Source organism: Burkholderia sp. AU4i (assembly GCF_000466765.1).
Lineage (GTDB): Bacteria > Pseudomonadota > Gammaproteobacteria > Burkholderiales > Burkholderiaceae > Burkholderia > Burkholderia cepacia.
In genome coordinates, this window is sequence record NZ_ASSI01000226.1 from 1 (window position 1) to 12,952 (window position 12,952).

Here is a 12,952-nt window from a genome sequence, read left to right on the forward strand (position 1 = left end):
CGCCGCGACCGCCGTGGCGATCGCCAGCGCCGCGAGCAGCCACACGCTGCCCGCGCGCGGCAGCAGGCGCGGCCGGCACGCCACGCGGCGCGCGCCGGCGGTGGTTGCGTCAGTTGTCAAAACCGACCTTGTCGACGAGCTGGCTCGCCTGCTTGCGGTGCTTCGCGATGTCCGCCAGCGGCAGCGGGTCGATCTTCAGCGTGCCGAAGCCGGCGATCACCGGATCGAGTTTCACGTTCGCGCGCACCGGGTATTCGTAGTTCGCCTGCGCATACAGCGCCTGCGCTTCCGGCGACACGAGGTATTCGAGCAGCTTCACCGCGTTGGCCTTGTGCGGCGCGTGCTTCGCGACCGTCGCGCCGCTGATGTTGACGTGCGTGCCGCCGCTCTTCGCGTTCGCGAACGTCGGCCGCACGACCTTGATCGCATCGCCCCACTTGCGTGCGTCGCTGCCGGGCTCCGCATTCTTCATGTGGCCGACGTAGTACGCATTCGCGAGGCCGACGTCGCAGATGCCGCCGAGGATGTCGCGTGCGACATCGCGGTCGCCGCCCGTCGCCTTGCGCGCGAGGTTCGCCTTCACGCCGCGCAGCCACTTCTCGGTCGCGGCTTCGCCGTCGTGCGCGATCATCGCCGCGACGAGCGCCGTGTTGTACGGATGCTGGCCCGAGCGGATGCAGACCTTGCCCTTCCATTTCGGATCGGCGAGATCCTCGTAGCGGAACGCATCGACCTTCAGGTCCTTCTCGACGTACAGCACGCGATCGCGCAGCGACAGCGCGTACCAGTCGCCGTTCGCGCCGCGCAGGTTCGCGGGAATCGCGTCGTCGAGCGTCTTCGAGCGCACCGGCTGCGTCAGCCCGCCGTCGACGAGATCGAGCAGGTTGCCGACGTCGACCGTCATCAGCACGTCGGCCGGCGACTGCGCGCCTTCCGCCTTCACGCGCTCGAGCAGGCCGTCCTTCACGAACACCGTATTGACCTTGACGCCGCTCTGCTTGGTGAACGCCTCGATGAGCGGCTGGATCAGCTTCGGTTCGCGGGTGGTGTACAGGCTGACTTCCTCGGCCGCGTGGGCCGGCGGCGCGAAGGCAGCGGCGGCAAGGGCGAGGGCGCCGGCGAGCGGCAGCAGGCGGGTGCGCGGATTCGACATGAAGACTCCGGAGGGGCAGGTGGACGAAGGGAGCGTTCCGGGGCGCGCCTGCCGCTCGATCGACCCGAAACATTACAAAATGAAAGACTCGGGATTCTAGATCGAAATGGGAACCGTTATCAAATGAAAGATAACGGCGGGCAGGCAGAGGACGGGAAAGGGGAGCGGAAACAGGGAGCGGAAACGGGGCGTCGCGGGACGGGCGCAAGCGCGTAGAATGCCCGCTTCGATGAATTTGACGGAGTCGCCCCGACCATGAACGATCAGCGCAAGAAGAACCCAGTCCGCAACGTGAGCATCCTGATCGTCGTGGCCGTGCTGCTCGTGATCGGGACGATCCTGTACAACGCGATTTCGCAGAAGCACGCGTACGACGAAGCCCATCCGGCCGAGGCCGCGAGCGCCGCGTCGCACTGACGAGCCGATGCGCGGCCCGGCGGGCCGCGCACGTGGCGTCGATGTGAAGGGGATGAGTGCCCGGCTGCTGGCGCGGCTGATGCCGCGCGGAGCCGGGAACGACGCGGGCGCCGGAACCGGCGCGCCGCGTACGCAGGTCAGCCGTGCGTCAACGTGACGCAGGTGCGAATTTCGGGCGGATCCGTGCGCAGAACACGGCCGCGAGCAGCGCGAGCCACGCCGCGCCGACATACAGCGCGACACGCGTGTCCTCGAACCAGCCGAGCATCACGATCACGAAGCCCATGAACGCGATCGTCAGCGCCGGCGCGACCGGCCACAACGGCACCTTGAACTTCAGCGCCGCGACTTCGGCGCTCGACAGCCGGCGGCGCATCGCGACCTGCGACAGCAGGATCATCAGCCAGACCCACACGGTCGCGAACGTCGCGATTGCCGCGACCATCAGGAACACGTCCTTCGGCATCAGGTAGTTGAGCAGCACGCCGGCGAGCAGCGCGACCGCCATCACGAGCACCGTGACCCACGGCACGCCGTGCCGCGACGTCGTCATCAGCACGCGCGGTGCCTGGCCCTGGCGCGCCATCCCGAACATCATCCGGCCCGCGCCGAAGATGTCGCTGTTGATCGCGGAGATCGCCGCGCTGATCACGACCAGGTTGAGGATCGTCGCGGCCGACTTCACGCCGAGCGCGGAGAAGATCTGCACGAACGGGCTGCCGTCGCTGCCGACACCCGTCCACGGGCTGATCGACATCAGCACGACCATCGTCAGCACGTAGAACAGCAGGATGCGCGCGGGCACCGCGTTGATCGCGCGCGGAATCACGCGCTCCGGATCCTTGGCTTCGCCGGCGCTCATCCCGATCACCTCGATCCCGCCGTACGCGAAGATCACGACCGACAGCGACGCGATCAGCCCGCCGACGCCGTTCGGCAGGAAGCCGCCATGGTTCCACAGGTTCGCGAACGTCGGCACGTCGGCCGAATGGCCGAAGTGCATGCCGGTCAGCAGGATCGCCACGCCGCCGCCGATCATCGCGACGATCGCGCCGACCTTGATGATCGACAGCCAGAACTCGAGTTCGCCGAACACCTTCACGTGGCACAGGTTCAGCCCGCAGATGATCGCGACGACGCCGAGCACCCAGATCCATTGCGGGACGTCCGGAAACCAGAAGCCCATGTAGATGCCGAACGCGGTGATGTCGGCGATCGCGACGATCACCATTTCGAGCGTGTAGGTCCAGCCGGTGACGAAGCCGGCAAACGGGCCGAGGTTCTCGGTCGCATAGTGGCCGAACGAGCCGGCGACGGGTTCGCGCACGGCCATCTCGCCGAGCGCGCGCATGACCATGTAGACGGCCGCGCCGCCCAGGATGTACGCCAGGATCACGGCCGGGCCAGCGAGCTGGATCGCGGACGCCGAACCGTAGAACAGGCCCGTGCCGATCGCCGAACCCAGCGCGAGAAAGCGGATGTGCCGCGCGCTCAGGTGGCGCTGCAAGTTTTTCATCGTGTCTCCGATATCGTTATGCGACGGACCGGGCGAGCGGGGCCGGTCCGATTGCCTCAAGTTGTATAGACAACTTGAATGTGAACGAATGATAACAAGCCGGGCCGGGTGACCGGAATCGGGTATTCCCTGACTGGCGCGACGGGCGCAACAGGGGGACGGGCGGTCGCGCATGGAAGGCGCGGGCCGCCGGGAACGCTCGGATCATGCTTCGGGGATCGCTGAATCGGGGAGCGCCGGCGGCCGATCCGCGGCATGCGCGGGCCGGCCACCGGCGGGGTAAATCCGCGGTCAGGCGGGCAGGCGGATCACGCTTGCATCCTTGCGGATCAGCAGCGACGACGCGAGCATCTGCTTGCACTGATGTGCGAGTACCTTCAGGTCGTGCGTGAGCTCGGCACCCACCGCATCGGATTTCTCCGCGGACACGACCATCGCGTCGAGGTCGCGCGTGATCTGCTTCGACGTGTCGAGCTGATCGGCGGGCGGCGGCTCGCCGGCCTCGGCCTTCTCGAGATTGTCGAGCACGGCGGCGAGGCCGCGGTGCAGCGCGTCGTCGTGAAGGATGTTGCCGTCGGCTGCGCAGGCCGTGCGGATCAGCGGCGCGGCGGCCGTGATCTGCGCGCCGAGCACGTGGGTCTGCACGAGCAGGTCGTTCAGTTCCGGCACGAAGCGCTGGTGCGCCTTCGGCTCGATCATCATCCGCTGGAACGCCTGCCCGAGATTCGCGAACGCGATGTGTACGTCCTTGCGCGCGAGGCGGTAGCGGTAGTCGTCGTCGAGGGTCGTGGCCGGCGCCTCGATGGCCGCGGCGACGACCGGCACGACGGCCGCGCCGTCGGCGGCCGGCACGGGCGGCGGCGATACGCCGCGCCCGGCCCGCCACACCGCCTCGAAATACTTGCGGGTCGCGGTGAGCATGTCGGCCACCTGCTTGCCCATCAGCCGGTATTCCCAGTAAGGGAACAGCCGGCTCGCGGCGATCGCGATCATGCAGCCGACCACGGTGTCGATCGCGCGCTCGCCGATGATCCGCATGCTGCCCGGCGCGAGCAGGTGGAACATCAGCAGCACGTACGACGACGTGAACACGACGCTCGCCGCGTAGTTGAACAGCAGCAGGCTGTAGCTCATCACCATCGACCCGAACATGATCGCGATCAGCAGGTGCGGCTCCTTCACCGTATAGATCAGCGCGATGCTGGCCGCGCAGCCGATCAGCGTGCCGATGATCCGCTGTGCGTTGCGCTGCTTGGTGAGCGAGTAGCCGGGTTTCAGGATGATGATGGTCGTCATCACGATCCAGTACGCGTTCGTGAGCGGCAGCAGCCGGCCGAGCCAGAACCCGACCGCCACCGCGATCGTCACGCGCAGCGCGTGGCGGAAGCTCGGGGAACGCATGTTCAGGTTCGAGAAGATCAGGAGTGGCGACATCCGGCGGCGCTGCAGGAAGCGCGTGAGCGCCTTGTCGATCTTCAGTTCGGTCTGCTGCGGATCGGCGTGGCCCGACAGGTTGCGGCGCATCCGGTCGATCAGGCGCGTCGCGCTCCAGATGCGCCGGAACGTGGCGAGCACGGCCGCATACGCCTCCGCGTTGGTGGCCGGGAAGTTCTTCTTGCGCATCAGCTCGATCTCGTACTCGATCGCGCGCAGCTCGGCCTTCACGCTGATTCGCGAATGCGGGGCGCGGTTTTCGAGCACCGCGAGGCCGATCTCCTCGAGATCGGCGGCCGCCTTGCGGATCAGGTCGCGATAGAAGATGATCAGGTCCGAGCCGCCGAACGTGTTGCGCACCAGCGGGTAATCGGTGTGCGCGCCGACGAACAGCTCGTGCAGGTCGACACTGTTGATGAACAGGTTGTACATCGTCGTGCGGCCGGGATCGAGCTTGCCGCGGCGCAGTTTCGGCAGGTTGCGCAGCACGATGTCGCGCGCGGTTTCCTGGGTTTCGACCGCCGTGATCTGCTTGGCGACGAGATTGCGGTAGCACTCGTCGAGATCGGCATCGAGGTCGTAGAACTGCGCGCGCGCGAGCAGGTAGTCGGCGCAGGCGAACAGGCTCTCGGCCAGCGCCTGCTGCTCGATCCGGCGCGCCTGCCATCGCGACACGAGCGTGGCCCAGTACGTGTACCAGAGGCCGCCCGCGAGAATCCAGCCGGCGTTGATGAACGCCTGCAGCGGCGTGAACTTCTCCTCCAGCGTCATCACCATCATGAACAGTGTCGCGAAGCTGATCTGCGGCCAGCGGTTGCCGTAGACGACGATCAGCGACAGCACGAAGGTGAGCGGCACGATGGTGAGCCACAGCACGAAGATGTTCGGTGTGGCAAGGCCGGTCGCGAGCGCGGCCAGAAAGCCGATCACGCTGCACGCGAGCATTTCGTTGTGCTTGTACTTGAGCGGGCCCGGCATGTCGACGACGCAGGCGCCGAGCGCGCCGGTCGAGATCGTGAAACCGAGCTCGCGGTTGTGAAACACGATCAGGCACAGCACGGCCGGCAGCGACACGCCGACCGCGATCCGCAGGCCGCCGAAAAAGTACTGGCTGTAGAAAAACTTTCTGATTTCGACCGAATAGCGCATCGATGGACTGAATGGCTGACGAAGACGCCCGGGGCGGCGTATTGACTGGCGACGAGTCTATCGTATTTCGCGGTCCGCAAAACCTGGCTTTCCGGCCGAGGTTCGCGGAGGCGGTCCATTTGCTATCCTTGGTGATCCTGTTCGCCCGGCCCCGCCCGCGCGAGGTTCCGACGCCTGCTTCATGCTCCATCTCTTCTATTCGAACCGTCACGAAACGCTGGCCGACGCGCTGCTCGAGGATCTGGCCGCGTTCCCGGCCCGCAACGGCCCGTGGGCGCCGCAACAGGTCATCGTGCCGAGCGCGGCGCTGCGCCGTCGCCTCGAGCTCGACATCGCCGCGCGCAACGGCGTATGCGCGAACGTCGAGTTCACGTATCTCGCGCAGTGGCTGTGGGCGCAGATCGGCCGCGTGCTGACGGTGCCCGCCCGTTCGCCGTTCGCGCCCGACCGCCTCGTGTGGCGCTGCTACCGGCTGTTCGCGCAGGCATCCGACGGTGCGCCGTGGCTCGCGTCGCCGCGGCTGGCCGCGTATCTGTCCGCGTCCGACGATGCGATGCGCTACGAGCTTGCCCACCGCGTCGCGGCCGTGCTAGACCATTACCTGACCTATCGTCCCGAGTGGCTCGCCGCGTGGCAGGCCGGCGAGTCCGTGCTCGCGGGCGACGGCGCGCCGCGCGGGATCAGCGACGCCGCGCGCGACGACGAGCGCTGGCAGGCCGCGCTGTGGCGCGCGCTGCTCGCCGAGCTGAGCGACAGCGGCACGCCGCCGGCGCACCGCTTCCTCGTCGAGGCGCGCCATCTCGATCCCGAAACCGTCGCGCGCGCACGCACGCACTGGCCGGAATCGGTCAGCGTGTTCGCGCTGCCGACGATGCCGCCGCTGCACGTCGCGTTGCTGCGCGAACTGTCGCGCTGGATCGACGTGCGCGTCTACGCGCTGAACCCGTGCCGCGAATTCTGGTTCGACATCGTGACCGCCGCGCATGCCGAGGCGCTCGACGCGGCCGGGCGCCTCGACTACCAGGAGGTCGGCCATCCGCTGCTCGCCGAATGGGGCCGGCAGACCCAGGCGCAGCTGCACATGCTGCACGAACTGACCGAAAGCGCCGCGTCGGGCGACGCGTCGCGTTTCGTCGAGAATCCCGCGCCGACTTGGCTCGCGCGCGTGCAGAACGCGATCCTTGAACTGCGGCCCGAGGCCGAAGCCGGCGATGCCCCGGCCGAGCGCGGCATCGAGGTGCACGTGTGCCACAGCCTCGCGCGCCAGCTCGAGGTGCTGCACGACCGGCTGCTCGCGTGGTTCGACGCCGACGCGAGCCTGCAGCCGTCCGACGTGCTCGTCGCGGTCGCCGATCTCGCGGCGGCCGGCCCGCTGATCGATGCGGTGTTCGGCACGGCCGGCAGTGGCGGTGCACGCGTGCCTTACCGCATCACCGGCCTGCCGCCTTCGCAGGCGAACCCGGTCGCGCGCGTGCTGCTCGACTGGCTCGCGTTGCCGGAGCGGCAGGTCGGTGCGCCCGAGCTGGTCGAATGGCTGCGTGTCGACGCGGTGGCGGCACGCTACGGCATCGATGCGACGGCGCTCGAGACGGTGCAGACCTGGCTCGCGGCCGCCGGCGCGCGGCGTGGGCTGTCGCCGCTCGCGAGCGACGATGCGGCCGTGCCGTCGCCGCGTCATACGTTCTCCGATGCGCTCGCGCGGCTCTTTCTCGGTTATGCGATGCCGGAAGGCGCGGCGCCGGTCGGCGCGTGGCTGCCGATCGAGGCGGCCACCGGCAGCGAGGCCGAACTGCTCGGCCGGCTCGCACGCTTCACCGACGATCTCGACGGCTTCGCGCGGCGGCTGGCCGAATCGCATACGCCGCACGGCTGGAGCGAACTGTTCGCCGACACGCTCGCGCGTTTCTTCGATTCGGGCGCCGCGTATGCGGATGCGCTCGCGGGCGTGCGCGACGCGCTCGACGCGATGCTGGCCGCGATGACGGAGGGGGCGCCCGACGAAGCGCTGCCGGCGGCCGTCGTCCGGGCCGGGCTGGCCGCCGCGCTCGACGATCCGGCGCGCGGCGGGGTGCCGTGGGGCGGCGTCACGTTCTCGTCGCTGACGAGCCTGCGCGGGCTGCCGTATCGCGTCGTCTGCCTGCTCGGGATGGACGACGGCGTGCTGCCGAGCCTCGCGCGCGCGGACGAATTCGACCTGATGGCCGTGTTGCCGAAGCTCGGCGATCGCCAGCGCCGCGACGACGAGCGCAACCTGTTTCTCGACCTGCTGCTCGCCGCACGCGACCGGTTGCTGATTGCCTATACGGGCCGCAGCATTCGCGACAACGCGCCGTTGCCGCCCGCGGCACTCGTCGACGAATTGCTCGACCATCTCGCGCTCGTCACGGCGGGCCCAGACGCCGCGCCGGACGCAGTCGATGCCGCGCGGCGCGCGTTCATCGTCGAGCATCCGCTGCAACCGTTCGCGGCCGCGTATTTCCAGCCCGGCAGCGCGCTCGTGTCCTATGACGCCGAGCGGGCGACGCTCGCGTCGCTGCTCGCCGCCGAAGCGTCGCGCGACGGCCCGCGCGAATTGCCGTTCTTCGCGCAGCCGCTGCCGGCCGAGCCGGTCGAGCCTGTCGCATTCAGCGAATTCGAACGCTTCTGGCGCCATCCGGCGCGTGCGTTGCTGCGCGGCCGGCTCGGCATCGTGCTTGCCGACGCGCAGGCCGAACTGCTCGATACGGAACCGTTCGCGCTCGACTTCGCCGGCAGCGATGCGCTCGCCGAGCGCGTGTTGCCGCTGCTGATCGAATCGGACGAGGGCGGCGTGCACGATCACGCGCTGCGCATCGCGGACGCGAGCCCCGAACTGCCGGGCGGCGCGACAGGCGCCGTGTGGCGCGACCAGGCGCTCGGCTCGATGACGCAGCTGGCATCGAACGTGCGTCGTGCGCTGGCCGACGGGATGGAGCGGCGGTCGTTCTCGCTCACCATCGTGCCCGCGTGGCCCGACACCGAGCAGACGCTGTTCGGCGCGCACGACGCGCTGCTGTCGGGCGACGCGGTGAGCGCGCCGCTTGAACTGCACGGCACGCTGAACCGGCTGACGCAGGCCGGGCAGATCATCTACCGTTATGCGAGGCCGAGTGCGCGCGACTACCTGTCCGCGTGGCTTGCGCATCTCGTCTACTGCGCGATCGAGCCCGGCGGCCCGCGCCGCACGCTGTGGTTCGGCAGCGGCGGCGCGTTCGAGCTGACGCCGGTCGCCGCGCCGCTCGAGCAGCTCGCACCGCTTGCCGCGCTGTTTCGCGCGGGGCGGCGCATGCCGCTGCGGTTCTTTCCGCGCAGCGCATGGGCGCGGGTGTCCGACGGCGAGGCCAAGGCCGCGAGTGTCTGGATCAACGAGCGGGTCGTGAGCGAAGCCGACGATCCGGCCATCGCGATCGCATGGCGCGGCGCGCATGCGTCGCTCGACGAGCCGTTCGCCACGCTCGCGCGGCTCGTGTTCGATCCGCTCGTCGAGCATCTGAAGGAGGTCGCATGAGCGCCGTGTCGCAGCCGCAGCAGGCGCTCGAACTCGACGTGTTCGCGTGTCCGCTCGATGGCGTCAACCAGATCGAGGCATCGGCCGGCACCGGCAAGACCTGGAACATCTGCGCGCTCTATGTGCGCCTGCTGCTGGAAAAGGATCTCGGCGCGGACGAAATCCTCGTCGTGACCTTCACGAAAGCGGCGACCGCGGAGCTGCACGAGCGGATTCGCGGCCGGCTCGCGCAGCTTGCGCATGCGCTCGACACGGGTGACGACGGCGGCGATCCGTTCATCGAGCGCCTGCTCGAGACGACGCTCGGCGAAGGTGGCGAGCTCGATCCCGAAACGGCCGCGAAACGGATCCGGCGTGCGCTGCGCGCGTTCGACCAGGCGGCCATCCATACGATCCACGCGTTCTGCCAGCGTGCGCTGCAGGAAGCGCCGTTCGCGGCCGCGATGCCGTTCGCGTTCGACATGGAGGCCGACGATGCGTCGCTGCGCTTCGAACTCGCGGCGGATTTCTGGCGCACGCGCGTCGAACCGGCGGCCGCGCGCTGGCCGGGTTTCGCGACCTGGCTCGTCGAATCGGGCGCCGGGCCGGCGGCACTCGATGCGCAGCTCGCGCGCCGGCTGAAGAAGCCGCTCGCCGCGCTGCGCTGGGACGGCGTGACCGAGCCCGACGAATCGGCCGAGGCCGCCGCGGCCGAATGTTTCGCTGAGGCCGGGCGGATGTGGGCGGCCGAGCGCGAAGCGATCGATGCGTTGCTGCGCGCCGCGCAGCCCGCGCTCAACCAGCGTTCGCACAAACCCGAAGCAGTTGCCGATGCGCTCGCCGCATGGGCCGCGCATTTCGCGCAGGGCGACGCGACGGCTGCGCTGCCGAAGGCCGCGCTGAAGCTCACGCGCACCGCGCTCGTGAAGGCGACGAAAAAAGGCGGCGCGACGCCCGAACACGCGTTCTTCGACGTGGCGGACGCGCTCGATGCGGCCGTGGCGGCGGCTGAAGCCGCGCAGCGCGCGCGCTGGCTCGCGCTGATCGCCGAATGGCTCGACATGGCGCCGGGCGAGCTGGCCGAGCGCAAGCGCACGCGGCGCATCGTGTCGTTCGACGATCTGCTGGCGAACCTGTACCACGCGCTGCATGCGCATCCGTGGCTCGCCGAGACGCTGCGCGCGCGCTATCCGGCCGCGCTGATCGACGAGTTCCAGGATACCGACCCGCTGCAGTTCGCGATCTTCGACCGGATCTTCGCGCCGGGCGGCCCGTTATTCCTCGTCGGCGATCCGAAGCAGGCGATCTACAGCTTCCGCGCGGCCGATCTGCATACCTATCTGGCGGCGCGCGCGCGGGCGAGCGCGTGCTACACGCTCGCGGTCAACCAGCGTTCGACGCCCGCGATCGTCGATGCGTGCAACCGCTTCTTCATGTCGAATCCGCGCGCGTTCGTGCTCGACGGGCTCGACTATTACGCGGTGCGTGCCGGCACGCGCGTGCGCGCGCCGTTCGTCGACGAAACCGATCCGGGCCCGTCCGGCGACTTCCGGGTGTGGGCGTTGCCTGGCGGTGAAGGCACGTTGCTCAAGCGTGATGCGCAGGCACAGGCCGCGCAGGCCTGCGCCGCCGAGATAGCCCGCCTGATGCGGGGCGCGCGCGAAGGGCGCGTGCGGCTCGGCGAGTCGCCGCTGTCGCCGGGCGATATCGCGGTGCTCGTGCAGACGCACCGGCAGGGCAGTCTCGTGAAGCGCGTGCTGGCCGCGTGGGGCATCGGCAGCGTGGAACTGGCGCAGGCTTCGGTGTTCTCGACCGGCGACGCGGAGCAGCTTGAACGCGTGCTGGCGGCGATCGATGCGCCGGGCGACCTGCGGCGGCTGCGCGCGGCGCTCGCGGCCGACTGGTTCGGCCTCGATGCCGGCGCACTGTGGCGGATGGAGCAGGGCGACGGTGATGCGTCACACGAAGCGTCCGCGGCCGACAGTGCCGACGCGATGAGCTGGGTCGAGCGCTTCTCGCGGTACCGGCTGCTGTGGCGCGAACGCGGTTTCGCGGTGATGTGGCGCACGTTCACGCGCGAATTGCGGATCGCCGAGCGGCTGATGGCCGGCGCGGACGGCGAGCGTCGCGTGACCGACATCAACCATCTGGCCGAATTGACGCAGGCACGCGCGTCCGCGCAGCCGGGCATCGCGCCGACGCTGCGCTGGCTTGCCGCGCAACGGCTCGACGGCGGCGGCGAGGAAGCGCAGTTGCGGCTCGAATCCGATCGCAACCTCGTGCAGATCGTCACCGTGCACAAGTCGAAAGGCCTCGAATACGCGATCGTGTTCTGTCCGTTCCTGAACGACGGCGGGTTGCGCGAGCCGCCCGCGTCCGCGTTGCCCGATGCGCGCGAATACCACGACGATGCGGGCGACGCGGTGCTGCATTACGGGTGCGACGACGAGGCGGCCGCACATGCGGCGCGGCAAGCGCTGCGCGAGCAGGCCGCGGAGCGCGCACGGCTCGTCTACGTGGCGCTCACGCGTGCGGTCTATCGCTGCTACGTCGTCGCCGGGCCGTACCTGTCGTCGCGCTCGACGCGCGAGGCGCGACGCAGCGTGCTGAACTGGCTCGTCGCCGGCGCCGGCCAGTCGTTCGATGCGTGGCTCGACGAGCCGCCCGACGAAGCCGCGCTCGATACGGCGTGGCATGCGCTCGCGGGCGGCCCCGTGAGCGTCGCGCCGCTGCCGACGCCTGCGCGCCCCGAGCGTCTGGCGGCCGGGCACGACGCGTCGCAAACGCTCGCGGCGCGCCATGCGACGCGCGTGCTGCGCGATGCCTGGCGGATGGCCAGCTTCAGTTCGCTGACCGCGTCGATGGCGCGCGAGGAGGCGGGCGTCGCGGCCGTGCCGGATGACGAACTGCGGCCCGACCACGATGCGCTTGCCGCGGTCGCGCCGGATGCCGAATGGCTGTTGGCCGATACGGTTGCGCCTGAACCGCCGGACGACGACATCCTCGTGTTCCCGCGCGGCGCGGCGGCCGGCGAGTGCCTGCACCGCCTGTTCGAGCTCAGCCGGTTCACGGAGCCCGAGTCGTGGCCGAAGGCCGCGCTCGGTGCGCTGCACGATCGGCCGGTCGAGGCCGGGCCCGAACTCGCGACACGTCTGCCGGCGATGATGGCGCAACTGGTCGATGACGTCGTGCACACCGAGCTCGTGCCGGGCATGCGGCTCGTCGATCTCGATCCCGCGAAGCGGCTCGACGAAATGGGGTTCCTGTTCCCGGCGCCGTCGCTCGACCTGATGGCGCTGCGCCGCCTGCTGGTCGCGCACGGCTACCCGGACGTTGCACTGGAGGCGGGCATGCTCGCCGGTTTCATCAAGGGTTTCATCGACATGATCGTCGAACACGACGGCCGCTTCTGGATCGTCGACTGGAAGTCGAACCATCTCGGCACGACGCCGGACGCCTACGGCCCGCGCGCGCTCGACGTCGCGATGGCCGACCACGCGTATCACCTGCAGGCGCTGCTCTATACGGTCGCGCTGCATCGCTACCTGCGCGGGCGGCTGCCCGATTACGACTACGACACGCATGTCGCGGGCTACCTGTACCTGTTCGTGCGGGGTGTACGGCCCGGCTGGCGCAGCGGCGGCGAGCCGGCCGGCGTGCATGCGCGGCGGCCCGCGCGTGCGCTTGTCGACGCACTCGACCGGATGATGGAAGGGGGCCGCGCATGAACGCGCAGGACGATACGCTCGAATTCACCGGCGGCCTCGTCGCGCGGCTG

At 69.5% G+C, this 12,952-nt stretch carries 6 protein-coding genes; 3 read left to right on the top strand and 3 right to left on the bottom strand.

The window, feature by feature from the left end:
* Positions 1–109 precede the first annotated feature (109 nt).
* Positions 110–1,153: a Fe(3+) ABC transporter substrate-binding protein gene (locus L810_RS37605; RefSeq protein WP_021163380.1), complete on the bottom strand. Its 1,044-nt coding sequence runs from the start codon at positions 1,151–1,153 to the stop codon at positions 110–112.
* Positions 1,154–1,408: 255 nt separating this feature from the next.
* On the opposite strand from L810_RS37605, the gene L810_RS48590 reads away from it, so the two are divergent.
* Positions 1,409–1,570, top strand: coding sequence for a hypothetical protein (locus L810_RS48590; protein ID WP_006476417.1), 162 nt, complete (start codon positions 1,409–1,411; stop codon positions 1,568–1,570).
* Between the two features lie 148 nt (positions 1,571–1,718).
* On the opposite strand, the gene L810_RS37610 is transcribed toward L810_RS48590, so the two are convergent.
* Together L810_RS37610 and L810_RS37615 are read right to left on the bottom strand one after the other, a co-directional pair.
* Positions 1,719–3,086: an amino acid permease gene (locus L810_RS37610; protein ID WP_021163382.1), complete on the bottom strand. Its 1,368-nt coding sequence runs from the start codon at positions 3,084–3,086 to the stop codon at positions 1,719–1,721.
* A gap of 291 nt (positions 3,087–3,377) precedes the next feature.
* On the bottom strand, positions 3,378–5,669 hold the full coding sequence (locus L810_RS37615) for an FUSC family protein (RefSeq protein ID WP_021163384.1): 2,292 nt from the start codon (positions 5,667–5,669) through the stop codon (positions 3,378–3,380).
* Between the two features lie 181 nt (positions 5,670–5,850).
* Between L810_RS37615 and recC the strand changes: the two genes are divergently transcribed.
* Both recC and recB read left to right on the top strand, forming a co-directional pair.
* The gene (gene recC / locus L810_RS37620) at positions 5,851–9,195 is read left to right on the top strand and encodes an exodeoxyribonuclease V subunit gamma (protein WP_021163385.1); all 3,345 of its coding nucleotides are present in this window, start codon (positions 5,851–5,853) and stop codon (positions 9,193–9,195) included.
* Positions 9,192–12,902 carry an exodeoxyribonuclease V subunit beta gene (recB, locus tag L810_RS37625; protein WP_021163386.1) on the top strand — a complete coding sequence of 1,237 codons (3,711 nt, stop codon included), beginning with the start codon at positions 9,192–9,194 and terminating at the stop codon, positions 12,900–12,902. Before recC ends, recB begins: the two co-directional genes overlap by 4 nt.
* Positions 12,903–12,952: the final 50 nt, after the last annotated feature.